The sequence below is a fragment of the Methylocystis sp. genome, from assembly GCF_050246715.1.
Taxonomy (GTDB): domain Bacteria; phylum Pseudomonadota; class Alphaproteobacteria; order Rhizobiales; family Beijerinckiaceae; genus Methylocystis.
In genome coordinates this window covers 1-22946 of sequence record NZ_JBFWVN010000016.1, presented here as the reverse complement: position 1 = coordinate 22946, position 22946 = coordinate 1, and the positions used below count along the sequence as shown (strand labels likewise).

Below are 22946 nucleotides of genomic sequence, written 5' to 3'. Positions count from 1 at the left end.
AAGAGCGGCGGCATTCGTGATACTTGGCGTCAGTCATTTCTATCGTCTGGCGCGCGCCGGCTACATCATGGCGCGCGAAGGCGTCTTTGCGCTGCTCGATCCCGCGCTTCTGCCGCCGGCGGCGGCGCCGCTGGTGCGTTTCGCCAATCTCTTCGCCGGCGGCAAGCGCGACGGCGCCGGCAAGGCGCTGGTGCGCGCCCTGGCGCAGATCGGCCCATCTTACGTGAAGCTCGGCCAGTTTCTGGCGACCCGTCCGGACATTGTCGGCGGCGAGATCGCCGACGCACTGACCGCGCTGCAGGACCGGATGGAGCCCTTCGGCCGCGACAAGGCCGTCGCCATCATTGAAAAGGCGCTGGGCAGAAACATCGACGAACTCTTCGTCTCTTTCGGCGAGCCGGTCGCAGCGGCCTCCGTCGCCCAGGTGCATGTGGCCGAGGCGCGCTACAAGGAGGGCGTGCGCAAGGTTGCGGTGAAAGTGCTGCGGCCGGGAATCGAAAGCCAGTTCGCCGTCGATTTGCGCGACATGTATCGGATCGCGCGTCTCGCCGAGCGCTATTCCTCGGAGGCGCGGCGCCTGCGCATGATCGAAGTGGTTGATACGCTGGCCCGCACGGTGCGGCTTGAAACCGACTTTCGTCTCGAAGCCGCGGCGGCCTCGGAATTCGCCGACAATGTCGCTGGGGATCCGGAAATTCACGTGCCGCGCGTCGACTGGAGCCGCACCGACCGTGAAGTCCTGACGCTCGAATGGATCGACGGCATTCCGCTGTCGGATATGGAGCGGGTCGCGGCCGAGGGGCATGACCTGAAGGCGATCGGCCGCAATGTGCTGCAGTCCTTCCTGCGCCACGCGATGCGCGATGGCTTTTTTCACGCCGACATGCATCAGGGCAATTTGTTCGTCGACAAGAAGGGAAGGCTCGTCGCCATCGACTTTGGCATCATGGGGCGTCTGGGCCTCAAGGAGCGCCGGTTCCTCGCCGAAATCCTCTATGGATTCATCATTCGCGATTATAAGCGCGTCGCCGAGGTTCATTTCGAGGCGGGCTATGTTCCCGCGACTCATTCGGTCGAGGAATTTTCCCAAGCGCTGCGCGCGATCGGCGAGCCGATGCATACGATCAACGCCGCCGATATTTCGATGGCGCGTCTCTTGACGCTGCTGTTCGAAGTGACGGCGCTCTTCGACATGCGCACCCGCACTGAGCTGGTGCTCTTGCAAAAGACGATGGTCGTCGCTGAGGGCGTCGCCCGCGCCTTCGATCCGACGCTCGATATCTGGAAGACCTGCGATCCCGTCGTGCGATCGTGGATCGAGGAAAATCTCGGGGTCAAGGCGAAGGTCGAGGACGCGAGCAGGAGCGTCGTGGAATTGGCGAAGCTCGCGACCCATCTGCCGCAGACCCTGGCGGAGGCGGAACTGGCGATCCATCGCGTGTCAAAGATGGCGGAGGAAGGCGTCGAATTGTCGGACCGTTCGCTCGACGCGCTTTCGGAAATGAGACGCCGGTCCGACCGCTGGTTCCTGCTCGCCGTGATCGCTCTGGCACTGCTGGCGGTGTGGATTTTTTAGCGAGCGCGGCGCGCCGCCCCGCGCTCCCCCCTACGGGATCGGCGTGATGCGCAGGGCGGTTCGCGGTCGCGGAATTTTGCCGTCGCGGACCCTGGGTTCGCGGCGCCACTCCTCCCCGAGCTTCGCGAGTTGCGCGCCGCGCTTCAGCATTTCCTCGAGTTCCGCGGGCGTCTGTCTATATTCGGCGGCGAGATCGGGATAGCGGTCGAGAAAATCGCGAAACGGCTCGGCGCCTTTCACCCCGTCATAGGACTGCGCCACTTCGTCGAGCGTCTGCTCCATGCGCGCCATGGCGACGAGAAAGCGTCGCCAGCGATGCGCGTCGAGATCGAATTCTTCGAGACGCTCGCCGGCTTGCCGGCCGAGATCGGCAAGGCGGCTAATCGTCGGCGCGTCCATCGCGATATTGAGGCCGCCTTCTTCTCCTTTAAGGCCGATATGCGCGATGCGCTCGCGATAGCCGGGCAATACGCTTTGCAGATTGTCCTGCCAATCCTTCGCCGAATCGACGAGCCGCAGAAGGAAGGGGACGAGACCTTCAAAGCCGATGACCGGACGATTGATCCCTTCGCGCGCTTTTTTGTGCAGCCAGACGCGGTCATTGGGTCCGCCGCTGCTGCGCCGCTCGTCGTAAGCGTCGAGCGATATGGCGAAGGTTGGATGATTGGGCAGAAGACTGTCGAAGAAATGGATCGGGAAATTGCTGGAAAGACCGCCGTCGCTAAAGAGGCAGCGTCGCAGCCGCTGCTGGTCGCTTTTCTCCCGGTAGAGAAAGTCCCGCCGCCAGAGCGGCACGGCGCTGATCAGGCCGGGAAAGCTCAGGCTCATGCGCGCCGCGACGAGAACCGGCAATTCATCCCTGTCGGGAAAATGGAAGAACTCGCCCTTTTCTCCCTGCGTCGGCGCGTAAGGCCGGCAGACACGCGTGAGATAGTCGATCACGGGCGCCGGAAAGAGCTTTCGCCATTCGCCGAGCTCGAAGACGAATCCATATGTTTCGCCGTCGCGCGCACCCGACTCGCTGTCGAAGGGCAGCGTATAGGGGCGCATTTCCATCAGGCTCGTCGTCATCATCATCAGCCCGATGTGATCGCGGCCTTCGGCGGGTTTTTCGAGATCGCCGAAAGTGAGCGGCGCGGCCCTTCCCTTTCGGCCCGCCGTCTCTTCGATGAGGCGGGCGAGCCAGTCTGTGAAGCCCTCGCCCTCGCCGCCGGGCTGCGTCAGGCCAGGGCAAAGACCGTAATCGTCGGCGGGAAGCTCCTTCGTGAGCGCAAAAAAAATCCGCCCGATGAGCGCAACGACGACGCCGACGATGCCGATGACGACGCCGACGAGGAGCGCGGCGAGCGGCCCGCAGCCGCCCGCCGACATGAGGATCAACGCGGCGATTCCTGGAACGGCGCCGATCGCGGCGGCGCCGGAATAGCCTTTTATGGCGGCGCCAATGACGCCCGCGATCTTCCCGAAGGTCGATTTCGCTTCGAGCAGCGCGACGAAAATCTCGAAGAGCGGCCGCAAGGCAGGCGTCGGCTGAAACAGGCGCCGCAGATTGGGGCCGATTTCGCTCGGAACCTCTTCGAGCCGCGCGAAGCCGCCGGTCTCGCTGAAGCGGCCATATTCCGCAGCCGCCGCGGCCGCCGCCGCCATCGCCCCGGCCGAGGTTCCGCCGATATTGGCGAATCGATATTGTTTGGCGAGCGTGACGATCGCCAGCGGATAGACGACGCCGCTGGTGATCCCGCCCTTCATGACGATGTCGCAGACTTTATCGGGATGGGTGAAAGCGCTTTCCCTGGAATTCATATGAGAATCCTCTTTCAAATAAGGAGATAAGGAATTCTACGCGTATGAATAATTGAAAACGCGCGCACCATAAAAAGGATGCCATGGATTGAGTCGAAAACTTCGGCGTCATTCCCGACGCGCGCTTTGCGCGCGATCGGGAATCCAGAGCAAAACCAGCATTCTTGAATTGGCTCTGGAATCCCGGTCAGGCCTTCGGCCTGCCGGGAATGGCAAATCCCGCGTACAGATCGACCGGAGTCGGAGTTAGGAAGGGTGCGCGATTTCTTGTTCGAACTGTTGGGCGCGCGCCTATTTCACCCCGACCAGTTCCACGTCGAAGATCAGCCAGGCGTGCGGCGGGATAACGCCGCCGGCGCCGCGCGCGCCATAGCCGAGCTCCGGCGGAATCACCAGCGTGCGCTTGCCGCCGACCTTCATGCCTTCGACGCCTTCGTCCCAGCCCTTGATCACCTGGCCCTGGCCAAGCGGAAATTCGAACGGTTGGCCGCGATCATGCGAGGAATCGAATTTCTTGCCCTTCTCGCCATTGTTGTAGAGCCAGCCGGTGTAATGCACCGCCGCGGTCTGGCCGACCTTCGCGGTCGCGCCCTTCCCGACCTTGGTGTCCTTGTATTGAAGGCCGGTCAGGCTTTTGGTCATTTCCGCTTCGGCGCGGACGTCAACTGTGATCGCGAGGCTCGCGATCGCGGCGAAGGCGGCCAGAACTGTTCTTGATACAAGGCGCATCTTTCGTTCCTCCAGCTTTAAACCGCCGCCATGTTCCTCAAGGCGAGGACAGGCGAACCCTATCCCAGAACCTCATTGTCGCGGGCGAGTTGCAGCAAATCCTTCTGCGGCCGCGCGCCGACATGCGAAATGATCTCCGCCGCGGCGAGCGCGCCGAGCATGGCGCTGCGTTCATGCGGCAAGTCCTGCGCATAACCGGCAAGAAAGCCAGCGGCGAAGAGATCGCCGGCGCCGGTCGTGTCGACGACCTCCTCGACCGGGAAGGCCGGCGTCGCGACGGCGCTCGCGCCATTGGCGACCACGCAGCCCTTTTCCGACCGGGTGACGATGCCGAGAATTCCGTGTTCGGCGCGCAGCGCCGCGAGCGCCGTGTCGAAATCGCCAGTTTCATAGAGCGCATGCAATTCGCTCTCATTGGCGAAAACAATGTCGACGACCCGGTCGCGAATGAGCGAGAGAAATTCGCCGCGATAGCGATCGACGCAGAAACTGTCGGACAGCGTAAGCGCCACTTTGCGTCCGTTGGCGCGCGAGATTTTCGCTGCTTTCAGGAAAGCTTCCTTGGCGCCCGGCGGGTCCCACAGATAGCCCTCCATATAAAGAACTTTCGCGCGCGCGACCGCCTCCTCGTCGATATCGGCCGGCGCGAGCGCCTGACAGGCGCCGAGAAAAGTGTTCATCGTGCGCTGGCCGTCCGGCGTCACGAAGATCAGGCAACGCGCCGTCGCGGCGCCGCCGGCCGCGAAGGGCGTGTCGAAGGCGACGCCCGCCTTGCGGATGTCATGCGCGAATTCGCGCCCAGCGTCGTCTTCTTTCACTTTCCCGACGAATCCGGCGGCGCGCCCGAGGCTGGCGAGGCCGGCCATGGTGTTTGCGGCTGAGCCGCCAGATATGACCGTCGTCGGGCCCATCGCCGCATAGAGCTCAGCGGCGCGCGCTTCGTCGACAAGCGTCATCGAGCCTTTGCGCAGTCCCGCCTGAAGCAGATCGTCGTCCTCGGCGCGGGCGATCGTGTCGACGATGGCGTTGCCGATGCCCAGCACGTCAAATGATGAGGTCATGAGAGGCGATCGTCCGATGAAGATAGATGATTGGACGCCTTCGCGCCGCAGGCGTGGTGTTTAGCACTGCGGCGCTGGCCAGTCGATCAGGCGCGATGCGCGGCGGCCGGAACGCCTAGAGCGCGCTCTAAGCTTTTGGAATCGATCACGTTATCCGCATTTGAGCGATTCCGCCCCAATGCGGATAACCCGATCTAGGGCGGCTATTTGCAGATCGGCGGCAGGATCACTTCAACGACGAGGACGATCAGCGCCGCGGTCACGAAGGCCGGCACCGGGCGCAGCGACACATGGCGGAACAGGAAGGCGTACATGAACGCCATCCAGATCAGGATCGGGAAGAGCAAAAAACGCAGCAGCTTTTCCGTCGGCAGCGGCGGCGGCAGGGCGATGCCGAAGACGAGATGCAGGATCGTATAGGCGAGCGCCGCAATGGCGCCCATGATCGCAAGCGCCAACGCCGTGCGCTGAAACTTTGCGTCCTCCTTGAGAACGCGCAGCAGGCCGTAAGTCGCGCCATACAGAAAGCCAGCGCTCAATATTCCATAGATCAGGCTTCCGAGCAGCGAATGATTGAACGCCTGCGCGATCGCCTGAAGCACGCCATAGGCGCCGAAAGCGCCCAGCATTAATTCACGAGAATCGGGCAGGGACAGTTGCGACGCTTCAAGATTGATCATCTTGAGCACGGTCTGCGGCGTCTGCTCGTTGAGATACGGAATATTGATCGGCATGGAGAGCGTTTCCCTTATGGCTGGGAAGGCGAAAGCCCTGCCCGCATTGAAGCGAAAAGCCGTGCGACCCAGCGCGCCGGGAAGGCGCTGGCCGGGCCGCACGACCAATTGGCGCCTCTCTAGCACGCTTTGGCGGAGTGCGAAAATGGCGATCCTGATGTTGCGACGCGAAGCCGCCGCTTACGGCAGGCGACGGCTCCACTCTTCGCGGGCGATCACGTCGACGACGCGACGCGACGCCTCGCGCCAGGCGACGCGCAGGACCTTCTCGGGGTCCCCCGCGCGCCGGCCGTCGAGAAAATCGGCGATCGTCTCCGCCAGCGCCTTTGCGTCATTGACGCGAAAATAGAGCGCCCCCGACCCGCCGACCTCGCGAAAGACCGGAATATCGCTGCAGATCGCTGGACGGCCGCGCCGCGCCGCCTCGACGATCGGAAGGCCGAAGCCTTCCGCATAGGACGGGAAGATCAACGCGGCCGCATGATCATAGAGATAGGAAAGCGCATCGTCGTCGACGTCGTCGAACCAGAACAGCCGACGACCGAATTCGGCATGCGTGAGAATCTCGTTGACCGTCGCTTCCTCAAACCAGCCGCGCCGCCCGACGACGATCAGCCGAATGTCGCGTCCATTCGCCCAAAGTTCTTCGAAGGCGCGGATCGCGACGCGCTGGCCCTTGCGCGGCTCGATCGTGCCCACGGCGAGAAAGACCGGGGCGTCGCCCGTAACCGCCGCTCTTATCTTCTCATTCGGCGCGGCGTCGGCGCGCAGCGCTAGATCGGAGCCGCAGTGGAACCAGCCGATCTTGAGCCCGGCACGGTGCGGAAGACCTTGCGCGGCGACATAGTCGGCGAGTTCGTCGGCCACGGTTTGCGAAATCGCCAAAAAACTGTCGCTTTCGAGGAGCGCCTTGCGCAGCCAGGCGCGATAGCGCGGCACCGTCACTTCATGGCAGGCGTGCGGATAAAGCTCGGGAATGAGATCGAAGATGCAGGTGACGACCGCGCCGCCCTCGTCGCGAATCTTTTCAAAAATCGGCGCAAGCTCGTCGAACGCGTTCCAGCTGTCGGAAAGCATCAGAAATCGGTCGCCGGCTTCGATGGCGATTTCCGAGTCGGGCCCGGCGTCGCCGCCGACAAGCTCGGCGATGAAACCGTTGGCGGTCAGCAGGCGCCCGCCGGCGCAGCGAACGGCGATGGCAGGGATGTCGAAGCTTTCGTCGCCATAAAGGCCGCGCGTCACTTCCTTGACGACCCGCTGAATGCCGGTGCCCGCATCGCGCTTGATGGTTCCGGTCACGTCGACCAGCAGCCGGCGCGCCGGCAGCGGCGCGCGCCGCGCAGCGGAAGCGGGCGCCGCAGGCGCCAATGGAGTCGCCTGGGACGGCGGCGGGCGAAACCGCGCGGCGATAGCATTCGCGCTGTCGGCGATGAAAGCTTCGATCGGCCGAAGAAAGCGGTAGATGTGGCCGGAAACCGAATAGATCAGCCGATAGCGCTCATGAGTCAGATGCAGGAGTTCGGCGCGCAAATAATCGAGCTGGAATTCAAGCAGGCGAATGCGCTCGCGATCCTCATCGCGCTCTCGATTCTGCCGCTCGCTCATGATCCCTTGCTCATGACGACGCCAGAGCGGCTTGCGCCTCAGCGGCGCGGGCGTCGATGAGAAGCGCCCGCAGCATGTCGTCTATGTCGTGGCGCGGACGCCAGCCGGTCGCCTCGGCAAGCTTCGTCGCGTCGCAGGCGACGCTGGCGAGGTCGCTGCCGCCGGGCCGCAGCAGCGCCGGATCGACCTCGACGTCAACGTTCGCCTTGGACTGTCCGCGCAGGCGATCGAGCAGCGCCTCCAGGCGATGCGCCGTCCCGGACGCGATGTTGAAGATCGAGACGGGCGCCGGCAGGTCGGGCGCTTTTTCGATCAGCCGCAGATAGGCGTCGATCACGTCGCGCACGTCGAGAAAATCGCGCGCCTTCGACAGATCGCCGACTTTGATCAGCGGCGCGACGCGGCCCGACTCGATCGCGGCGATCTGCGCGGCGAAGGAGGCGAGCGCAAAATTGCGATTGCGCTGGCCGGGTCCGGAATGATTGACCGGTCGCGCCACGATCAGCCGTCCTTGCGGCGCGAGCAGATCCGCAAGCGCGCTCTCCGCGGCGACCTTCGAGCGGCTATAGACATCGACCGGGCGCAGCGGCGCGTCTTCGCTCAACATGCCGTCGCGAAAGCTCGCACCATAGGCCGCCGCCGTCGAGGCGAAGAGAAACGTGGCCGTGGGACAGTGATGGGCGACCGCCGCGCCAAGCGCGAAGGAGCCGCAAAAATTCACCCGCCAGCTCAATTCGGCAGCATGCAGCGCTTGGCCGATCGACGCTTGACCCGCGAGATGGACGATGAGATCGGGGCGCAGGCGCGCTATGAGCGCGTCGATCGCGGCTTCGTCGACGAGATCGGCGACGGCCGCCGCGAAACCCTCATGGCCGCCAGATTCTCCGGGACGCAACAACATCGCCCGGGCAGCCTGCGGATAGGCCTTCGCCAGAGCGCCGCAAAGGTGGCTGCCGACGAACCCGGCGCCGCCCGTCACCAAAATGCGCTCGAAGGCGGCCATCGCGCCCTTCGCCTCAGGTTAGGCCGACTCGCGCCGCAGCCGATCGAGATCGGCGTCAACCATCTCGCAGATCATCTCACGAAGATCGATCTCCGGCTTCCAGCCGAGAACCCGCTGCGCCTTGCTGGAATCGCCGAGCAGGACGTCGACCTCGGCCGGACGATAGAACTCGGGGTCGATGACGACGAATTTTTCCATGTCGAGGCCCGCGTGGTCAAAAGCGATTCGGCACATGTCCCGCACCGTGGTGGTGACGCCGGTCGCGACAACATAGTCGTCCGGCGTCTCCTGCTGCAGCATCAGCCACATGGCGCGCACGTAATCCTTTGCGTGCCCCCAATCCCGCTTGGCGTCGATATTGCCCAGACGCAATTCCTTGGCAAGGCCGAGCTTAATCGATGCGACGCCGCTCGTCACCTTGCGGGTGACAAATTCGACGCCGCGCAGCGGGCTTTCGTGATTGAACAGAATGCCGGAAGAAGCGTGGAGGCCGAAACTCTCGCGGTAATTCACCGTGATCCAATGGCCGTAAAGCTTCGCCACGGCGTAAGGGCTGCGCGGATAGAAGGGGGTTTTCTCGCTTTGCATCGGCTCCTGAATGAGCCCGTACATTTCTGAGGATGACGCCTGATAGAAGCGCGCTTTCGAAGCCCCGAGCCGCATCGCTTCCAGCATGTTGGTCACGCCCACGCCGGTGACGTTGGCGGTGAGCACCGGCTGGCGCCAGGAGGAAGCGACGTAGGATTGCGCCGCGAGATTGTAGATTTCATCCGGCTGGACGGCCTGAACGGTGCGCAACAGGCTTGAGAGATCGGCGAGATCGGCGTCGTGCAAATTTACTTTGCCGCTGATGCCGAGCCAGCGCAGCCGATGGTCCTCGACGCCCCGATGCGACGAGCGCCGCACCACGCCATGCACCTCATAACCCTTGTCGAGCAAAAATTGTGAAAGATAGGCCCCGTCCTGTCCTGTAACGCCGGTCACCAGCGCGCGCTTGGTCATCAATGATCCTGTTCAAAATGCCCGGCGGGCCGTAACGAGGCGAGGCTTTCACGCCGGCGCAGCTTCAGACGATGATCGCCCAAGCCACGGGCGCTGCAAGCGGGCGTGCGACGCCATTACAAAATCAGGGCGCCTTAAGCAAGAGTGTGGACGGAAAGGCCGGCGGCAGGAGGCCGCCGGCGGCCGACAAAGGCTCCTGAGGGCGGTTTAGGCCTCTTTGTCAGGCGGCGGCAATTTGCCTTCCGGCGTCGCCTTGTCGATTGCTTCCGGCAAATATTGGGCGAGAATCGCCTTCGCCTTTTCGAGGTCGATTCCGGCGTTCTTGGCGATTTCCTTCAACTTGTCGGCGTTGATCGCCTTGCCGATGTCGATCTCGCTGATCTTTTCATTTGGGCCAAGGCCGATCCATGAGTGGACCTGCTTGCCAAGTCCGGAATTCTCGAAATTCTTGACGACGCCGTCGAGGCCGCCCTGCTTCTCCACATATTCCTTAACGAGGCTCAGGGCTTCAGCGCCGATCACGCCGCCAGCGATCGCTTTAAGCCAACTCATGCTCATCTCCCTTTAAAAATGTCGTGCGCATCGCGCCGCGCTAGGTCAGATAAGGCGGGGCGCGGGCTTTACAATGTCGGGCGGTCGCCGGCTTGGGCTAACTTATTTATTCAAATAGCAAATCGTCGTTTTGCCGGCCCCAGCGGCGGATTTCCCGCCAGATGTCTGAAGCCGTTTCGGCATAGTGGAAAAGATGACGGTCTTGTGGCTCGATCACGCCCTCTTCGAGCAGAAAATCGATGTCGAAGGCGCGCCGCCAATAGCTTTCGCCGACGAGAATGATCGGGATCGGCTTGACCTTGCCGGTCTGCACGAGGGTGAGCGTCTCGAATAATTCGTCGAAGGTGCCGAAGCCCCCAGGAAAGGCGACGAGCGCCCGCGCCCGCAGCATGAAATGCATCTTGCGCAGCGCGAAATAGCGGAAACGCAGGCAAAGCGACGGCGTGACATAGGTATTTGGGAGTTGCTCGTGGGGTAGGGTGATATTGAGCCCCACTGTCGCGGCGCCGGCTTCGAAAGCGCCGCGGTTCGCCGCCTCCATGATGCCCGGACCGCCGCCGGTGACGATGGCGAGACGCGGCAGGTCGCCGCTCTCGCGCGCGGCGCCGACGAGCGCGCCAAATTCGCGCGCGATTTCATAATAGCGCGAATTTTCGCGGATTCGCTTGGCGACCGAAAGCCGTCGTGCAAGCGTCGCGTCGTCGGGATTGGCGCTTGCGAGCGCCTGCGCTTCGGCGAGCCGGCGTTCAGCCAGAGCGGGTTCGACGATGCGGGTCGAGCCGAAGACGACGATCGTGGCGGCGACGCCGTGCCGGCGCAGCAAGGATTCGGCCTTCAGATATTCGAGATTGAGGCGCGGTCCGCGCGCCTCGGCCGAGGCGAGAAAATCAATGTCCTCGTCCGCCTTGCGATAGGAGGGGCTGGAGAGGATCGCCTGAAGGCGCTTGGCGGCGGCAAGATCGGGAACGTCGGGGGCCGGCGATCGGGACTGCGCTCCCTCGCCAGACTCGGGGCGAGAATTTCGTTCGTCGTCGCTTGGGGTCAATCGTCGCTCCTTGCGTCCGCTCCTTGGCGCGTTTCTTTATTTCCGTTTCGCCGCGGCGTATATGACCCGCCGGACGCCAAAGGGCGTAGATTTGTCAAGGAGCAAGGCGACAGCGCATGGCCGGGCATAGTCAATTTAAAAATATCATGCACAAAAAGGGCAAGCAGGACGCGATCCGCTCCAAGCTCTTTTCCAAGCTGGCCCGCGAAATTACCGTCGCCGCCAAGATGGGCCTGCCCGACCCCAATATGAACGCGCGCCTGCGCGCCGCCGTTCTCGCCGCCCGGGCGGAGAACATGCCGAAGGACAATATCGAGCGCGCGATCAAGAAGGCCTCGGGCGCCGACGCCGAAACCTACGACGAAGTCCGCTATGAGGGCTACGCGCCCGGCGGCGTCGCGGTGATCATCGAAGCCCTGACCGACAATCGCAACCGCACCGCCGGAGAAGTCCGCTCCTATTTCACCAAGGCGGGCGGCGCGCTCGCCGAGACCGGAGCTGTGTCCTTCATGTTCGACCGCGTCGGCCTCGTCGAATTCGACAAGAAAGCGGCGACGGAGGACGCGATGATGGAGGCGGCGATCGACGCCGGCGCCGACGACGTCGCGAGTACCGACGAGACTCACGAAGTGATCACCTCGGTCGAGTCGCTGCGCGACGTCGCCAAGGCGCTCGAAGAGAAATTCGGCGAGCCGCGCAAGGCGAACCTCGTCTGGCGTCCGCAGAACACGATCAAGGTCGACGATGAGTCGGGCGAGAAAATCTTGAAGCTTGTCGGCTTGCTCGAGGATAATGACGACGTCCAGAACGTCTATGCCAATTTCGAGGTCTCGGACGCGCTCGTCGCCAAGCTCGCGGGCTAGCATTGCGGCAGGAGCGGCGACGCCGGTCCCCGCGCGGCGGTGAGAGATGCACAACAAGCGGGGCTATCACCACGGGTCACTGAAGCAGGCGCTGATCGACGCCGCTCTGGAGATTCTCGCCGAGGGCGGACCGGCGGCGCTGACGCTCACCGAGGCCGCGCGCCGGGCCGGCGTTTCGCCGGCAGCCCCCTACCGTCACTTTACCGGACGCGACGCGCTGATCAGCGAACTGGCGCGCCGCGGCTTCGAAACCTTCGGCGCACGTATTGAGGCCGCCTGGGACGAAGGTCGGCCTGACGCCAAAAGCGCGCTACGCGCGATGTGCGCCGCCTATCTCAAATTTGCGCAGGACGAGCCCGGACTTTACGCCGCGATGTTCGGGCAGGCGCAGACGCTCGCCGATCCGGGTGCGGGCGGCGCCGCCGATCACGCCCTCGAAATCCTTTGGCGCGCCGTCGTCGCCTGGCTGCAACAGGCTGGCGCGCCGGCCCAAGGCGCGCGTTACGCGGCGCTGCAAATCTGGTCGCTCGCGCATGGCGTGGCGATGCTGACCATCTCGGGCCATTTCGATCCGGTCGAGAGCGCCGATCCTGCGCTCGTGCTCGAAAGCGCGGCTCAGGGAGTGATGGAAAGCGCGGCGGCGCGCGCCAAATCGGCGCCGGCCTAATCCGTGAATAAACCGCAGGCATCGCCGAATTACGCCTGAGCCTTAATCATTCGTTAACGTTAACGCCCTCAAATGAAGCAAATCATACTTGCGTGAGGCTGTCGTGCCGCAGGCGTCGTCAAAACATATTCGCTTCAGGGGTCGATCCTTCCCCGTTCTGACGCTCGAACCGGACGAGCCGCTCGAAGGCTGGTTCGAGCAATTGGACGCTTTGCTGGGACAGTCTCCCGCCTTCTTCGCCAAGAAGTCGATCGTCATTGACCTCGGCAAGATGGCGATCGAGCAGGCGCAACTTGGCGACCTCCTCGCAAATCTCAGCCGACGCGGCATACGCGTGATGGGCCTTTCCGGCGTTGATCCTTCATGGGCGTCGGACGAGCTGCCGCCGATTCTGGCCGGCGGTCGCGCCACGCCTCAACCGCCGGCGGAAGCCGGCGCAACGCCTGCGAGAGATGCAAGTTCGGGAACGCTGACCTCAAGCGAAGAAGCAGCCTTTAAGGACATCGCGAAGTCTCTCGGCTCGGACGGCGCGGCCGGAGTCGCATCGGCGACGCCGGCGACGCCCGCCGCGCCGCTGATCCTGGTCGAGCCGGTGCGCTCCGGCCAGTCGATCTATTACCCGGAGGGCGACGTGACCGTCATCGGCTCGGTCGCTTCGGGCGCTGAAATCATGGCGGGCGGCTCCGTGCACATCTACGGAACGCTGCGCGGCCGCGCCATGGCCGGCGCCTATGGCGAGAAGCGCGCGCGAATCTTCTGTCGCAGGCTTGAAGCCGAATTGCTCTCGGTTTGCGGCGTCTATCTCACCGCCGAAGAAATCTCGGCGAATATGCAGAGCCAATCCATTCAGGCCTGGCTCGAAAACGAGACGGTCAAAATCGCAAAGCTCGATTGAAAGAGGACGAGACAATGTCCAAAACTTTGGTGGTCACCTCCGGCAAGGGAGGCGTCGGCAAGACGACTTCGACCGCGGCGCTTGGCGCCGCTCTGGCGCAGCAGGGCCATAAGGTCGCAGTCGTCGATTTCGACGTCGGCCTGCGCAATCTCGACCTCATCATGGGCGCCGAGCGGCGTGTGGTCTACGACCTCATCAATGTCGCGCAGGGCGACGCCAAGCTCCATCAGGCGCTCATCCGCGACAAGCGGCTCGACAACCTCTATCTGCTGCCCGCTTCGCAAACGCGCGACAAGGACGCGCTGACGGAAGAGGGCGTGCAGAAAGTCATCGGCGAATTGCGCGAGAAATTCGATTGGATCGTCTGCGACAGTCCGGCGGGAATCGAGCGCGGCGCGACGCTGGCCATGCGCTTCGCCGATGTCGCGGTCGTCATCGCCAACCCCGAAGTCTCCTCGGTGCGCGACTCCGACCGCATCATCGGCCTGCTCGACGCCAAGACCGAGCGCGCAGAAAAAGGCGAGAAAGTCGACAAATTTCTGCTGCTCACCCGTTACGACCCAGGGCGCGCCGCGCGCGGCGAGATGCTGAGCGTCGAGGACGTGCTGGAAATTCTCTCCATCCCGCTCATCGGCATCGTGCCCGAGAGCGAAGAGGTGCTGCGGGCTTCGAACGTCGGCGCGCCGATCATCCTCCACAATGCGATGAGCGCCGCCGCATGCGCTTATTCGGAAGCGGCGAAACGGCTATGTGGCGAACGGACGCCGGTAACCATTCCCTCCGAGAAGAAGGGTTTGTTCGTTCGGCTCTTTGGTCGGAGGGCGGCATGAATATTTTCGGACTGTTCGGGCGCCGCAGCGCCACCGCGCCCGTTGCGCGCGAGCGCCTGCAGATTCTTCTCGCGCATGAACGCAAATCTGCGCGCGCATCCAATCTCATCTCCGTCCTGCACAAGGAAGTCCTCGCCGCGATCTCCAAGCACATCACGGTCGACCCCGACAAGGTGATGGTGAAGATGCACCGCAAGGAGGACATGTCGCTGCTCGAAATCGACATCGAGATCGAGTCTGACGCGACGCTCGAACCGGATGCGGGCTTCGCGGACGACGACGCCTTGGAAGACGATCTGAGCGGCAAGGCGGCCTGACCGGCCGCCGCCTCTTCAATCAACGACCAAACCTCTATCACTGGCGCTCTGCGCTGAGCGGGAGAAGAGCGCATAATATCGTCGCCCGCTTATCGTCGCCTCACATAAATATGGATGAATAGTTAGACCCATATTATTGGCTGCTTTTAATATGGAATGATTTCTGGTTCCTTATTTGCGTCTGACCGATTTATGAACGCCGATCCGCTCCTGGTTTCGCCTCAGGAAATTAAGGGCAAGCTTCCAGTCGTGGCCGAAACGCGCTCTCGCGATTGCCCTTGCACTTGCGCTAATGTTAATGCATATTACATTGCTGTCGGCCCCGCTTTGCGGCGGGCGGCCGTTGACAGAACTGGAGCCCATCATGAGCTGCCATCGTTATTCTCGCATGTCGTCATCCGGAGCGAGCGGATCGCCCTGGGGCCAATGCGGGCGCATGTCCTGGAGGCCCTACGAGATCGCGGCGATGATCCTCGGCTTCTTCATCTTCTGGCCGCTCGGCCTCGCGATTCTGTTCTGGAAACTTTGGCAGAAGAGCTACGGCTATGAAGGCGATTTCTTCGCCTTCGCTCAGGAGCAGGGCGCGCGAGTGAAGGAAGCCGTGAGCGGCGTCGCGCGCGAGAGTTCGGCCAGCTGGGGCGGCCCGTCCTTCATGCGCTCGACCGGTAATGTCGCCTTCGACGAATGGCGCGAAGGCGAACTGGCCCGGCTCGAGGAAGAGCGCCGCAAGCTTGCAGAAGCCGAGCGCGACTTCGCAGAGCACATCGACCAGCTGCGTCGCGCCCGCGACCGCGAGGAGTTCGAATCCTTCATGCGCGGCCGCAAGAACGGCGGCAAGGACGCGTAGCGGCGTCCAAGGCGCGGGCGTATCGCGGACGCCAATAAGCAGCAGGCGCAAATCGGCAGGCCCGATTTGCGCCTTTTTCCATATGTCGAAGCCCGTCTGCGCGACTGGCGTCATTCGCCGTGACGGCGAGCGAGGCGTCCCCAATTGGGATAGCCTCGCGAGCCCGTTCTCACCGCGGAATGACCGACCCTTTCCGCGTCAGCAGACCTCCTCTGACGTATCCGGTCTTGCCATTGTAGGTGACGTGGCACCAGCCGCTGCCGATTCCTCGCGGGCAGCCGAGAACGTCGACCGTTTCGCCGCCCGGAATGGTCTCGATGACCGATGAAAACATGCTCGCCCGCTTTTTCAGACTGGCGGCGTTGGTCGTCACGACCGGCTCAATGACGACCTCCGATCGGGACGCGCCTAGCACCGGCGCGTTCACCCATCCGGTCTTCGAACCATAGCGGACCTGGCACCAGCTGTGACGCCAACCCTCATTGCAGCTCAACACCTGCACATCGGCGCCGGCCGGTATCTTGCCGATTTTTTCCCACGACATCCCCGGTCCGGAACGTAACGTCGCTGGACTTTGGGCGGGGGTCGCGTGAGCGACGTCGAGGACAAGAAAGGCGACAATACCGACTGTCGCTGCAGCGAACATCTTTTGCATGACGAATTCTCCCACATTTGCGACAACATATTCTGTGTTCCTGCGTTGCGCCGCAGATCAGGCGAGCGGAAAGAGGCTTTTACTGCTCCATTTCGACGTTCTCTCAGAGGCGTTCCAACCTATTGATCATCGTTCAGTCGAGAAGAAAACGAACCACTGCGCTTGACTGTTCTTAATTGGGATAGACCTAAGGCTTTTCGAGACGGATTACATAAATTTTATCCTTGGGCTTTGGCCGCCGCCCCAGTCTCCGCGTCCGTCGGCCAAGGGTACGTTTCAACGTTCGTTCGTCGCGCCGCCCCAAGGCGGAAGCGCGTCTTGCGCGAAAATGGAAAGTCTTGCGCCCGACTGGGCTTCTCGCCAAAAGGCTCCGCGCGCCACAGCAGGTTTTTCGTCGGTGGCGTAGGAATCCTTCGCTTGGCGATTGCGCACAGCATCGGAAGTCCGAGCGCTTCCTTGCGCGACGAGGCGTCGAGCGCAACGCAGCGAAGCATTGAATTTGTCATGGAGAACGCTGAAATTGCGCGCCTCAAATCTGATCGGCGGAGGCTCGGTCGCACATGGCTTTACGGCGGATTGAAACCGAAATTGACATAGAGGCTCCGGCGGAGCGCGTCTGGGCCATTCTAACCGACTTTAACCATATGCCTTCCTGGAACCCTTTCATTAGATCGGTTTCCGGCGAGGCGACGTGCGGCGCGCAGCTTTCGATTCTCGTGTCTCCGCCCGGAAAGCGCGCGATGCGTTTCACGCCAACCGTCCTTTCAGTTCGACCCAACAGGGAATTGCGTTGGCTGGGCAGTCTCTTCGTCAAGGGGCTCTTCGACGGCGAACATTATTTCTTGCTGGAGCCGCGCAACGAGAGTGCGACGCGCTTCGTTCAAGGCGAGAATTTTTCGGGGCTCCTCGTTGGCCCCCTGAGCGGCGCCCTGCCTGCGACGCGCAGAGGATTCGAAGCCATGAATGTTGCGCTCAAACAATTGGCCGAGGCGCAAGACAGACTTCAGTGACGGGTTGCAACTTATCGGCTATAGATAGCGAAGACGTTTCGTCCCTTAGTCTTTGCCCGAGCATCGCGCCAAGGCGTGTTCGCTTGACGCAGGACGTTTTTGCTGCGGCCTGTATTTCCAGCAACCTTCCTCGCGTCAACCAAAGGTCAAAAGCGTCAATGCGCCAACCCACACGTCCATTCATAACGGCATATAAAAATCGGTCGTCCAAATCTCGGGCGTCCGATTCATGGAAGATCAAGGAGGATGAGAGCGCAAATGCGGCTCCCTCTCTTAATGAGCTCAGCGCCTTGCCGGCCGTTGAGATCGAACCCGACGCCGCCTATTTGGCCGCATTGAAAGCGGCGGATGCAGTATTCGGACGCGAGGCGGATAAGCATCCTGCAGTTCCTCCTCAACCAAATCGCATTCCGACGGGGCGCGTGCTCCCGAACTTGCTCCAAGAAAGCGTCGTAAACGCTCCTCCTGCGAGCGCCGCTTCTAAGAAGCCGCGCCGTGCGCGCCAGCCGGCGAAAGTTAAAGCGCCGGTTCAGACACCGCCCAAAAGGCCGAAGCGACAAGCAAAAGCGGTCGCGCCGACTCCCTCCGCTCAGCCAGCGAGAGTAAGCGAACCGGAGATCGTTCTCGTAACATCCCGTAGGGCAGGACGCGCCATTCGGGAAAAATGGGTGTTGAAGACGACGCTCAAGGCTGGCGAAAGATGGAAGCGGCGGCTGGGTAAATTCGCGCGTTGATTGCGATTCGCCACGACGCTGGCCGGCAGAGCAAGTCGTCTTGCGTCTTGCCCGCCCTTCCTCGGCGGCGTCTTCGCGACGTCGGCCGAGATTTTCTAAAAACCGGCTGTCGCGCCTGAGCTACGCCCCCCGAATTTCTCGCCGTTAACTACGCTTCTCGACTCCGCTTTAACGGCAGGGCGGCAATTCTCGCGGCATGGTCCGCCGCGCCCTTCAACCGCTGCTATTGCTGGCGCTCGCCGCGGCGTCGCTGTCCGGCTGCTCGATCGGCCAGAAGCCACAACGGCCGGCTTGGCGCACCCAGGCCGAAAACGCCTGCCTCGCCGAACGACGCGTCAGCCCTTCTGAATACATCGCCCTCGCGCCAGAGGTCGACGGACCCGGCATCTGCGGCCTGACCAGGCCGTTCAAGGTGACGGCGCTTCAGGGCGGCGCCGTCGCCTTCAATGCGACTGCGACCCTCGATTGCTCGATGGTCGCGGAACTCGACGCCTGGCTCGCCGACACCGTTCAGCCCGCCGCCGAGGCGCGCTTCGGTCAGCAAATCGTCCAGATCAATTCGATGGGCTCTTACGCCTGCCGCGGCATGAACAATCAGCGCTGGTCGCGGCTCTCGGAACATTCTTTCGGCAACGCGCTCGATATCGGCGGCTTCGTGCTCGCCGACGGCCGCGAGATCACGCTTGTCCGCGACTGGGGGCGCGGCGACGCGCAGACCAGCGCCTTTCTGATGGACGTGCATCGCGGCTCATGCGGCCATTTCTCGACGGTGCTCTCGCCGGGCTCCAACGCCTTCCACTACAATCATATCCACGTCGATCTGGCGATGCATGGCCGCTCTGGGCGCAGCATCTGCAAACCCGAGCCGCAAGAGACTCTGCCGCCGCCCGATTTCTCGCCGCTGATCGCGCAGCAGCGCGCGCCGGCGCCCGGTGCCGAGGAAGAGACCGACAATGACACGACCGGCAAGCCGCCGCTCGCCGCTTTCGAGGGGCCTGGAGCCGGCGCACGCGACGGGCTTGGACCGCTCGCCGGACCCGAGGCCTATGCGCCGCCGCTGCCGCCGCGCCGCGACGGGATCGGCCAGCTTCTCCACGATCCGGATCGGACCTCGAGCATCGGTCGGCGCGGAAGACTATAGATCGTCAGGTTTCAATCCCGTTCGCTTGGCGATTCTCGCCAACATTCGCGGCCCGATTTCTTCGCCGTCGTGGAAAGCGAAGATGAAATCAGGAAACCCGACTTTCCCATAGGTCCGGGGAGAGCCGGTTGACCGCTTTTCGGCCCAGCCTTTTCTTTCCAACGCCGCACGAAGGCGCTTCGCCCTTACGCTCGGCCATGGCGTCATGCGGCCGCGAAAGTGATTTCGATGGGCCCTATCGGGCTCTCGCCATATTCAATGCGGTCGGCGATTACCCGCAAGGCGAGCGCTTCAGCCTGAGCGATCGCCTCGTCGCGGGTCGGCGCATATTTGAGCGCGCCTGGAATTTCCACGATTTCCGCGATCCAGCGGCCGTCCTCTTCCTGTTCGGTCTCGACAGTCAGTTTCATCGCCGCCTCACCGCTTAGAGCCGGTCATATTCACCAGCCGCAGAATGAGCCACGCCGGCACAACGAAAACCGCGCCGGCGAGGACATAGCTGATAAGTTCCCTCACCGCACCAAAGCCCAATTGATAGATGCGGTCGAAGAAGGCCTGGACGCCGCGAAAAATATCGATCGGCCGAAGCTCAAGCCACATCAGCAAAGCGCCGACGACGAGCGAAATGACCAACAATCGCACGAAAGTGCTGACCGGCGAGCCGCCGAGGAAATTTTCAAGCGTATTGTTCGACGCCATCTCTTGGGTTTCCTGTGATGATGTGCCGGAGCCGGGCGCAATCAGATCGCGCCGGTCCTCCGGCGGCTTCGGCGGACGCGGCTTGTCGAGATGCGGCCAATTGGCGAAGGGTCCCTGATCAGTCACGCCGGGCGCATCCTCATGACCCTCATCATCCAGGGCTTCACGTCGCGCCTCCGGGCGACGTCTCTTCGCGGAAGAGGCGCATTATGCGGCGCAGAAAGCGCTCGGTAAAGGAGAGCGCGCGTTCGAATTCCTCTTCGCTGGGCGTCGCGTTCGGCCTTGCCCCTGGGGGCGCCGGCGCCGCGTCGGCGCGCGCTTTGAGCGCGGCGTTCTCCTTGCGCAGCCGGTCGATCTCGGCTTCGAGAGCGGCGCGCTCTTCGGCGCCAAGCCGACAGGCGGCGACGCCGTCCTTCACCGAACAATAGGACAGGGCGCCGGTTTCCTTGTTCAGGCGGACATAGCCGCCCTCTGCCGGGGTAAGCGCGAAGCGGTCGCCTTCCGGGGCCACGATCGGCGGCTGCGTCTCGGCGGCGGCCAAGGGTCCAAAACTCCCGGCAAGGATGATGGCAAGGATGATGGCGAGAAAAAAATGCCGCGCCTCAATCATGGGTCGCCGCTCGTTCGAGGAAACTGGCTCGCAGATGGGCGTTCCCGCTCTCCGCGTCAACCTGGGCCTTATGGCTCGCGCTTGAACGCCGCCACATGCTCCGCCATATAGCTGTAGCCGGACGGAGCGCTCTTGGGGCTCTGGCCGAAGAGGCGCCAACAGGGCTTCAGAAAGATGTCGCGTCCGCCGCTCAATTCGCCGTTCCTGCTCGGCTTCGATGAGATCGAACGAGCTCTCGACCGCGTCGCCCGCACCGCCTCCGACGGCTATCCGCCCTATAATATCGAGCGCCTTCCGCGCTGCGACGACGCGCCGGAGCGGCTACGGATCACGCTCGCCGTCGCCGGCTTCACCCGCGACCAGCTCGACGTGTCGCTCGAAGAGAGCCAGCTCGTCATTCGGGGGCGTCAGACCGAAGAGCGCGAGCGGCATTTTCTGCATCGCGGCATCGCCGCGCGGCAGTTCCAGCGCGCCTTTCTTCTCGCCGAAGGCATGCAGGTGCTAGGCGCCGATCTCGTCAACGGGCTGCTGTCGATCGATCTGGCGCGGCCCGAGCCGGAGCGGGTGATCAAGAAGATCGACATCGCGGCGCGCGATTGATCGCGCCTCCTCATTTTCCAGTTGACCGAGCCGGTCGTCTTCGCCGAAGCCGATGGAGCGACAAGGCGCGGCGCAGCTCTGGTCGCTAAAGCCAATCGCTTGAGCGCCTCCGCAGAAAGCCCTATCAGGAGCCATGTTCGAGCTTGGCGTTGCGCTTGTATTGATCGTCATCAACGGGATTTTCTCGTTGTCCGAGCTCGCGATCGTTTCGTCGCGCAAGATTCGGTTGAAGACCCTGGCCGCGGAAGGTCGCCGCGGCGCCGCGGCGGCCCTGGCGCTCGCCGAAAATCCGGGGCGTTTCCTCTCCACGGTGCAGATCGGGATCACGCTTGTCGGCGTTCTTGCCGGCGCTTTTTCCGGCGCGGCGCTCGGTCAGCGGCTCGCCCAGGAACTGCGCGCACATGGTTTGTCGGGCACTACCGCGGATTGGGTCGGCTATGGCGGCGTCATCGGCTTCATCACTTATCTGTCGGTGGTGATCGGCGAATTGCTGCCAAAGAGCATTGCGCTGCGCCATGCGGAAGCCATCGCCTGCAAGATGGCGGCGCCGATGGCGTTTCTTTCGACACTCGGCGCGCCGGTCGTTTGGCTGCTCGACGCATCGACGAAGCTCGTGCTGCTGCTGATCGGCCAGGCGAAAGAACCTCAGGCCGCCGTCACCGACGAGGAAATCAAGACGCTTGTCGCCGAGGCACATTCGGCGGGCTCGATCGAGGCCGACGAGCAGCAGATGATCGCCGGCGTGCTGCGCCTTGGCGACCGCGCCGCGCGCGCCCTGATGACGCCGCGCGCCGAGGTCGATTGGCTCGATCTCAGCGAGCCGGAAAACCTCTTGCGCGAAAAGCTCGTCGAGACGACGCATGCGCGCCTGCCGGTCAGCCGCGGCGACATGGACGACATGATCGGCGTGTTGCTCATTCGCGAATTGCTGGGGCCGGCGCTGCGGGGCGAGCCGCTCAATATCGAAGCCCATGTGCGGCCGGCGCCGGTCGTGCCCGATTCGATCGACGCGCTCGACGCGCTCAACGTCCTGCGCGAAGCCGAGACGCCGATGGCGCTGGTTCACGACGAATACGGCCATTTCGAAGGCGTGGTGACGCCGGCCGACATTCTCGACGCGATCGCCGGCGCCTTCAGGTCGAACGAGGGCGATGAGGAGCCCGAGGCGATCCAGCGCGACGACGGCAGCTGGCTGCTCGCCGGCTGGATGCCGGTCGACGAAATGGCCGAGCTGCTGCGCGTGACGCTGCCCGAGAACAGAAGTTACGAGACTGTCGCCGGACTCGTGCTCGACGGGCTGATCCGCTTCCCGACGCTCGGCGAAACCGTCGACAAGCTCGGCTGGCGCTTCGAAGTCGTCGACCTCGACGGCCGCCGCGTCGACAAGGTGCTCGCGTCGAAGCTGCCTGCGGAGAGTCAGTAGCGCCGCGCGCTGCGGCGATTGCGGGCTTCCGCCGCCCCGCGAAGCGTTGAGGCGCCGATCAGCGGTTGCGGGTCGATTAGGGTTTGTTGCAAAACTTAAAGCTTCTGTACCGCCACGACGAATGATCGAGGGACGCAGACGGCTGCAAGTGATAGCTTGAGGAAGAGCGGGCCATTCTGGAGAGGCATCTGGCAGAGGCCGAACGCGCGTAGCGCCTGTCGAGCAGCATATTTCCGACTCTGCGCTGGATGAGTGGAGCCTCTCATTGAGGATGCTCAGACTGTTCTACCGCAGATACATATCCCTTAATCGAAGAGACTTTGCAGGCTGGTTGAGATGGAGTCTCCCACGGACTTTTGCTCGGGCGAGGAGTTGGATACTGCGCGGCAGCACTAAATTGAGCGCATATTTTCTCTTGGCTAGAGGGTGTTATGCACCTTGCATGATGTTTGCGGCGCGTTTGAGCATGAGGCAGACGAAGGCGACTACGTGGAATCCTGCCAAGGTCTCGGCATAACGCTCATAGTCTTTTACTAGCCTTCGGC

The 22946-nt window shown here is 63.0% G+C and carries 26 protein-coding genes and 1 pseudogene; 12 read left to right on the top strand and 15 right to left on the bottom strand.

Annotated features, from left to right (window positions below):
• The first annotated feature begins 16 nt into the window (after positions 1-16).
• On the top strand, positions 17-1576 hold the full coding sequence (ubiB, locus tag AB7I51_RS07580) for a 2-polyprenylphenol 6-hydroxylase (RefSeq protein ID WP_428403723.1): 1560 nt from the start codon (positions 17-19) through the stop codon (positions 1574-1576).
• 30 nt (positions 1577-1606) lie between these two features.
• On the opposite strand, the gene AB7I51_RS07575 is transcribed toward ubiB, so the two are convergent.
• The 9 genes from AB7I51_RS07575 to AB7I51_RS07535 all read right to left on the bottom strand — a co-directional run bounded on the left by AB7I51_RS07575 (position 1607) and on the right by AB7I51_RS07535 (position 11110).
• Positions 1607-3379 (bottom strand): hypothetical protein, encoded by a 1773-nt coding sequence (locus tag AB7I51_RS07575; protein WP_428403724.1) that lies wholly within the window; start codon positions 3377-3379, stop codon positions 1607-1609.
• Between the two features lie 291 nt (positions 3380-3670).
• Positions 3671-4108 carry an FKBP-type peptidyl-prolyl cis-trans isomerase gene (locus tag AB7I51_RS07570; protein ID WP_428403725.1) on the bottom strand — a complete coding sequence of 146 codons (438 nt, stop codon included), beginning with the start codon at positions 4106-4108 and terminating at the stop codon, positions 3671-3673.
• Between the two features lie 59 nt (positions 4109-4167).
• On the bottom strand, positions 4168-5169 hold the full coding sequence (locus AB7I51_RS07565) for an adenosine kinase (RefSeq protein ID WP_428403726.1): 1002 nt from the start codon (positions 5167-5169) through the stop codon (positions 4168-4170).
• A gap of 203 nt (positions 5170-5372) precedes the next feature.
• Complete coding sequence (locus AB7I51_RS07560; RefSeq protein ID WP_428403727.1) at positions 5373-5903, bottom strand: hypothetical protein; 531 nt, start codon at positions 5901-5903, stop codon at positions 5373-5375.
• A gap of 180 nt (positions 5904-6083) precedes the next feature.
• On the bottom strand, positions 6084-7508 hold the full coding sequence (locus AB7I51_RS07555) for a glycosyltransferase family 4 protein (protein WP_428403728.1): 1425 nt from the start codon (positions 7506-7508) through the stop codon (positions 6084-6086).
• A 10-nt stretch (positions 7509-7518) separates the two neighbouring features.
• Positions 7519-8511 carry an NAD-dependent epimerase/dehydratase family protein gene (locus AB7I51_RS07550; RefSeq protein WP_428403729.1) on the bottom strand — a complete coding sequence of 331 codons (993 nt, stop codon included), beginning with the start codon at positions 8509-8511 and terminating at the stop codon, positions 7519-7521.
• 18 nt (positions 8512-8529) lie between these two features.
• The gene (gene gmd, locus AB7I51_RS07545; RefSeq protein ID WP_428406172.1) at positions 8530-9513 is read right to left on the bottom strand and encodes a GDP-mannose 4,6-dehydratase; all 984 of its coding nucleotides are present in this window, start codon (positions 9511-9513) and stop codon (positions 8530-8532) included.
• Positions 9514-9720: 207 nt separating this feature from the next.
• A complete protein-coding gene (locus AB7I51_RS07540) occupies positions 9721-10065 on the bottom strand; it encodes a YidB family protein (RefSeq protein WP_428403731.1) in 345 nt (114 codons plus the stop codon).
• A gap of 106 nt (positions 10066-10171) precedes the next feature.
• Positions 10172-11110, bottom strand: a complete 939-nt coding sequence (locus AB7I51_RS07535) for a TIGR00730 family Rossman fold protein (RefSeq protein ID WP_428403732.1) — start codon at positions 11108-11110, stop codon at positions 10172-10174.
• A gap of 116 nt (positions 11111-11226) precedes the next feature.
• Between AB7I51_RS07535 and AB7I51_RS07530 the strand changes: the two genes are divergently transcribed.
• The 6 genes from AB7I51_RS07530 to AB7I51_RS07505 all read left to right on the top strand — a co-directional run bounded on the left by AB7I51_RS07530 (position 11227) and on the right by AB7I51_RS07505 (position 15529).
• A complete protein-coding gene (locus tag AB7I51_RS07530) occupies positions 11227-11973 on the top strand; it encodes a YebC/PmpR family DNA-binding transcriptional regulator (RefSeq protein WP_428403733.1) in 747 nt (248 codons plus the stop codon).
• Positions 11974-12019: 46 nt separating this feature from the next.
• Positions 12020-12640: a TetR/AcrR family transcriptional regulator gene (locus AB7I51_RS07525; protein ID WP_428403734.1), complete on the top strand. Its 621-nt coding sequence runs from the start codon at positions 12020-12022 to the stop codon at positions 12638-12640.
• Positions 12641-12728: 88 nt separating this feature from the next.
• Positions 12729-13535, top strand: coding sequence for a septum site-determining protein MinC (gene minC, locus AB7I51_RS07520; protein ID WP_428403735.1), 807 nt, complete (start codon positions 12729-12731; stop codon positions 13533-13535).
• A gap of 14 nt (positions 13536-13549) precedes the next feature.
• On the top strand, positions 13550-14365 hold the full coding sequence (gene minD, locus AB7I51_RS07515; protein ID WP_428403736.1) for a septum site-determining protein MinD: 816 nt from the start codon (positions 13550-13552) through the stop codon (positions 14363-14365).
• Positions 14362-14682 (top strand): cell division topological specificity factor MinE, encoded by a 321-nt coding sequence (gene minE / locus AB7I51_RS07510; protein ID WP_428403737.1) that lies wholly within the window; start codon positions 14362-14364, stop codon positions 14680-14682. Before minD ends, minE begins: the two co-directional genes overlap by 4 nt.
• A gap of 436 nt (positions 14683-15118) precedes the next feature.
• Positions 15119-15529 carry a DUF2852 domain-containing protein gene (locus AB7I51_RS07505; protein ID WP_428403738.1) on the top strand — a complete coding sequence of 137 codons (411 nt, stop codon included), beginning with the start codon at positions 15119-15121 and terminating at the stop codon, positions 15527-15529.
• A gap of 169 nt (positions 15530-15698) precedes the next feature.
• On the opposite strand, the gene AB7I51_RS07500 is transcribed toward AB7I51_RS07505, so the two are convergent.
• A complete protein-coding gene (locus AB7I51_RS07500) occupies positions 15699-16184 on the bottom strand; it encodes an SH3 domain-containing protein (RefSeq protein WP_428403739.1) in 486 nt (161 codons plus the stop codon).
• A 560-nt stretch (positions 16185-16744) separates the two neighbouring features.
• On the opposite strand from AB7I51_RS07500, the gene AB7I51_RS07495 reads away from it, so the two are divergent.
• The 3 genes from AB7I51_RS07495 to AB7I51_RS07485 all read left to right on the top strand — a co-directional run bounded on the left by AB7I51_RS07495 (position 16745) and on the right by AB7I51_RS07485 (position 19069).
• A complete protein-coding gene (locus tag AB7I51_RS07495) occupies positions 16745-17194 on the top strand; it encodes an SRPBCC family protein (protein ID WP_428403740.1) in 450 nt (149 codons plus the stop codon).
• An 83-nt stretch (positions 17195-17277) separates the two neighbouring features.
• The gene (locus tag AB7I51_RS07490; RefSeq protein ID WP_428403741.1) at positions 17278-17928 is read left to right on the top strand and encodes a hypothetical protein; all 651 of its coding nucleotides are present in this window, start codon (positions 17278-17280) and stop codon (positions 17926-17928) included.
• 196 nt (positions 17929-18124) lie between these two features.
• Positions 18125-19069, top strand: a complete 945-nt coding sequence (locus tag AB7I51_RS07485) for an extensin family protein (RefSeq protein WP_428403742.1) — start codon at positions 18125-18127, stop codon at positions 19067-19069.
• Here AB7I51_RS07485 and AB7I51_RS07480 read toward each other — a convergent pair.
• The 4 genes from AB7I51_RS07480 to AB7I51_RS07465 are packed head-to-tail and all read right to left on the bottom strand — an operon-like array spanning position 19064 to position 20378.
• Positions 19064-19276, bottom strand: coding sequence for a type II toxin-antitoxin system HicA family toxin (locus tag AB7I51_RS07480; protein WP_428403743.1), 213 nt, complete (start codon positions 19274-19276; stop codon positions 19064-19066). The two genes, AB7I51_RS07485 and AB7I51_RS07480, sit on opposite strands and share 6 nt — an antisense overlap.
• Positions 19273-19479, bottom strand: a complete 207-nt coding sequence (locus tag AB7I51_RS07475; protein ID WP_428403744.1) for a type II toxin-antitoxin system HicB family antitoxin — start codon at positions 19477-19479, stop codon at positions 19273-19275. The genes AB7I51_RS07480 and AB7I51_RS07475 overlap by 4 nt, the downstream gene beginning before the upstream one ends.
• A gap of 7 nt (positions 19480-19486) precedes the next feature.
• Entirely contained in the window at positions 19487-19894 is a 408-nt protein-coding gene (locus tag AB7I51_RS07470; protein ID WP_428403745.1) for a DUF6460 domain-containing protein, read from the bottom strand.
• A 37-nt stretch (positions 19895-19931) separates the two neighbouring features.
• The gene (locus tag AB7I51_RS07465; protein WP_428403746.1) at positions 19932-20378 is read right to left on the bottom strand and encodes a hypothetical protein; all 447 of its coding nucleotides are present in this window, start codon (positions 20376-20378) and stop codon (positions 19932-19934) included.
• A gap of 174 nt (positions 20379-20552) precedes the next feature.
• Between AB7I51_RS07465 and AB7I51_RS07460 the strand changes: the two genes are divergently transcribed.
• Together AB7I51_RS07460 and AB7I51_RS07455 are read left to right on the top strand one after the other, a co-directional pair.
• Positions 20553-20978 (top strand): Hsp20 family protein, encoded by a 426-nt coding sequence (locus tag AB7I51_RS07460; RefSeq protein ID WP_428403747.1) that lies wholly within the window; start codon positions 20553-20555, stop codon positions 20976-20978.
• 133 nt (positions 20979-21111) lie between these two features.
• The gene (locus AB7I51_RS07455; RefSeq protein WP_428403748.1) at positions 21112-22401 is read left to right on the top strand and encodes a hemolysin family protein; all 1290 of its coding nucleotides are present in this window, start codon (positions 21112-21114) and stop codon (positions 22399-22401) included.
• A gap of 429 nt (positions 22402-22830) precedes the next feature.
• Here AB7I51_RS07455 and AB7I51_RS07450 read toward each other — a convergent pair.
• Positions 22831-22946, bottom strand: a pseudogene (locus tag AB7I51_RS07450) (IS5/IS1182 family transposase); the annotation flags it as partial.

Bases quoted from the DNA above. Each gene is read 5' to 3' on its own strand.
- AB7I51_RS07530 (WP_428403733.1), top strand. From the start codon at position 11,227: ATGGCCGGGCATAGTCAATTTAAAAATATCATGCACAAAAAGGGCAAG.
- AB7I51_RS07575 (WP_428403724.1), bottom strand. From the start codon at position 3,379: ATGAATTCCAGGGAAAGCGCTTTCACCCATCCCGATAAAGTCTGCGAC.
- AB7I51_RS07465 (WP_428403746.1), bottom strand. From the start codon at position 20,378: ATGATTGAGGCGCGGCATTTTTTTCTCGCCATCATCCTTGCCATCATC.
- AB7I51_RS07565 (WP_428403726.1), bottom strand. From the start codon at position 5,169: ATGACCTCATCATTTGACGTGCTGGGCATCGGCAACGCCATCGTCGAC.
- AB7I51_RS07455 (WP_428403748.1), top strand. From the start codon at position 21,112: ATGTTCGAGCTTGGCGTTGCGCTTGTATTGATCGTCATCAACGGGATT.
- AB7I51_RS07475 (WP_428403744.1), bottom strand. From the start codon at position 19,479: ATGAAACTGACTGTCGAGACCGAACAGGAAGAGGACGGCCGCTGGATC.
- AB7I51_RS07495 (WP_428403740.1), top strand. From the start codon at position 16,745: ATGGCTTTACGGCGGATTGAAACCGAAATTGACATAGAGGCTCCGGCG.
- gmd (WP_428406172.1), bottom strand. From the start codon at position 9,513: ATGACCAAGCGCGCGCTGGTGACCGGCGTTACAGGACAGGACGGGGCC.
- AB7I51_RS07480 (WP_428403743.1), bottom strand. From the start codon at position 19,276: ATGACGCCATGGCCGAGCGTAAGGGCGAAGCGCCTTCGTGCGGCGTTG.
- minD (WP_428403736.1), top strand. From the start codon at position 13,550: ATGTCCAAAACTTTGGTGGTCACCTCCGGCAAGGGAGGCGTCGGCAAG.
- minE (WP_428403737.1), top strand. From the start codon at position 14,362: ATGAATATTTTCGGACTGTTCGGGCGCCGCAGCGCCACCGCGCCCGTT.
- AB7I51_RS07525 (WP_428403734.1), top strand. From the start codon at position 12,020: ATGCACAACAAGCGGGGCTATCACCACGGGTCACTGAAGCAGGCGCTG.
- AB7I51_RS07550 (WP_428403729.1), bottom strand. From the start codon at position 8,511: ATGGCCGCCTTCGAGCGCATTTTGGTGACGGGCGGCGCCGGGTTCGTC.
- AB7I51_RS07540 (WP_428403731.1), bottom strand. From the start codon at position 10,065: ATGAGTTGGCTTAAAGCGATCGCTGGCGGCGTGATCGGCGCTGAAGCC.
- AB7I51_RS07560 (WP_428403727.1), bottom strand. From the start codon at position 5,903: ATGCCGATCAATATTCCGTATCTCAACGAGCAGACGCCGCAGACCGTG.
- AB7I51_RS07505 (WP_428403738.1), top strand. From the start codon at position 15,119: ATGTCCTGGAGGCCCTACGAGATCGCGGCGATGATCCTCGGCTTCTTC.
- AB7I51_RS07570 (WP_428403725.1), bottom strand. From the start codon at position 4,108: ATGCGCCTTGTATCAAGAACAGTTCTGGCCGCCTTCGCCGCGATCGCG.
- AB7I51_RS07555 (WP_428403728.1), bottom strand. From the start codon at position 7,508: ATGAGCGAGCGGCAGAATCGAGAGCGCGATGAGGATCGCGAGCGCATT.
- AB7I51_RS07460 (WP_428403747.1), top strand. From the start codon at position 20,553: ATGTCGCGTCCGCCGCTCAATTCGCCGTTCCTGCTCGGCTTCGATGAG.
- AB7I51_RS07500 (WP_428403739.1), bottom strand. From the start codon at position 16,184: ATGCAAAAGATGTTCGCTGCAGCGACAGTCGGTATTGTCGCCTTTCTT.
- AB7I51_RS07485 (WP_428403742.1), top strand. From the start codon at position 18,125: ATGGTCCGCCGCGCCCTTCAACCGCTGCTATTGCTGGCGCTCGCCGCG.